Annotated in this window: 1 protein-coding gene; it reads left to right on the top strand. The window is 62.9% G+C overall.

Features of this window, described 5'->3' with window-relative positions:
• The first annotated feature begins 205 nt into the window (after positions 1-205).
• Entirely contained in the window at positions 206-1507 is a 1302-nt protein-coding gene (gene purB, locus EOA27_RS35985; protein ID WP_126082497.1) for an adenylosuccinate lyase, read from the top strand.
• Positions 1508-1522 lie beyond the last annotated feature (15 nt).

Here is a 1522-nt window from a genome sequence, read left to right as displayed (position 1 = left end):
CCATGGCGTGATAGGCATGAATTCACCTTCACGCTGCCGACAGCGCTCCACCAGTTCCTCGCGCTTGGCGTTCGACTCTATTTTCCGCTGGGCTTTGCGGCACTTGTCGGGGTTAGCATCTGGTTTGCGCGGCAGCAGCGTTGAGCATTGGGCCCGCCTCTGTTAGGACGCGGCCGACGCTTCTCCCAGGCAGGACTGAAAACAGATGATCCCTCGCTATTCCCGGCCGGAAATGGTCGCCATCTGGTCGCCCGAAACCCGCTTCCGCATCTGGTTCGAGATCGAGGCGCATGCCTGCGATGCGCTGGCGGAGCTGGGCGTCATCCCGAAGGAAGCGGCAAGGACCATCTGGGAAAAAGGCGGCGCGGCCAAATTCGACGTCGCCAAGATCGACGAGATCGAGCGCGTCACCAAGCATGACGTCATCGCTTTCCTCACCCATCTCGCCGAATTCGTCGGACCGGATGCCCGCTTCATCCACCAGGGCATGACCTCGTCGGACGTGTTGGACACCTGCCTTGCGGTGCAATTGACGCGGGCCAGCGACATCCTGCTCGCCGACATCGACGCCCTGCTCGCCGCGCTGAAGCGCCGCGCCTTCGAGCACAAGGACACTGTCACCATCGGCCGCAGCCACGGCATCCACGCCGAGCCGACCACCTTCGGCATCAAGCTGGCGCAAGCCTATGCCGAGTTCTCGCGCTGCCGCGAGCGTCTGGTGCATGCGCGGGAGGATATCGCGACATGTGCCATCTCCGGCGCGGTCGGCACCTTCGCCAACATCGAGCCATATGTCGAAGAGCATGTGGCGGCAAAGCTCGGGCTGAAGCCGGAGCCGGTGTCGACGCAAGTCATCCCGCGCGACCGGCATGCCATGTTCTTTGCCACGCTGGGCGTGATCGCCTCGTCGGTCGAACGTCTGGCCGTCGAGATCCGCCATCTGCAGCGCACCGAAGTGCTGGAAGCGGAAGAGTATTTCTCGCCGGGCCAGAAGGGTTCGTCTGCCATGCCGCACAAGCGTAACCCGGTGCTGACCGAAAATCTCACCGGCCTCGCCCGCATGGTGCGGTCGATGGCCGTGCCCGCCATGGAAGACGTGGCGCTGTGGCATGAGCGCGACATTTCGCATTCCTCTGTCGAGCGCATGATCGGGCCGGACGCGACGGTGACGCTGGATTTCGCGCTGGCGCGCCTGACCGGCGTCGTCGACAAGCTGCTCGTCTATCCCGAGAACATGGAGAAGAACCTCAATAAGTTCAGAGGCTTGGTGCATTCGCAGCGTGTGCTGCTCGCGCTGACGCAGGCCGGCCTGTCACGCGAGGACGCCTATCGCCTGGTGCAGCGCAACGCCATGAAAGTCTGGGAGCAAGGCGCCGATTTCCTCGAGGAACTGCTCGCCGACAAGGATGTGACGGCGGCCCTCTCCGAAGCCGAGATCCGCGAGAAATTCGACCTCGGCTACCACACCAAGCATGTCGACACGATCTTCAAGCGGGTGTTTGGATAAGCTTGACCTTTCCTT

The organism is Mesorhizobium sp. M2A.F.Ca.ET.037.01.1.1 (assembly GCF_003998075.1).
Classification (GTDB): Bacteria; Pseudomonadota; Alphaproteobacteria; order Rhizobiales; family Rhizobiaceae; genus Mesorhizobium.
The sequence above is the reverse complement of the archived record's forward strand: the minus strand, read 5'-3'. Positions and strand labels throughout refer to the sequence as shown.

What these genes read in the sequence shown, in the direction of transcription:
- purB (WP_126082497.1), top strand. Translation starts at nt 206, where the DNA reads ATGATCCCTCGCTATTCCCGGCCGGAAATGGTCGCCATCTGGTCGCCC.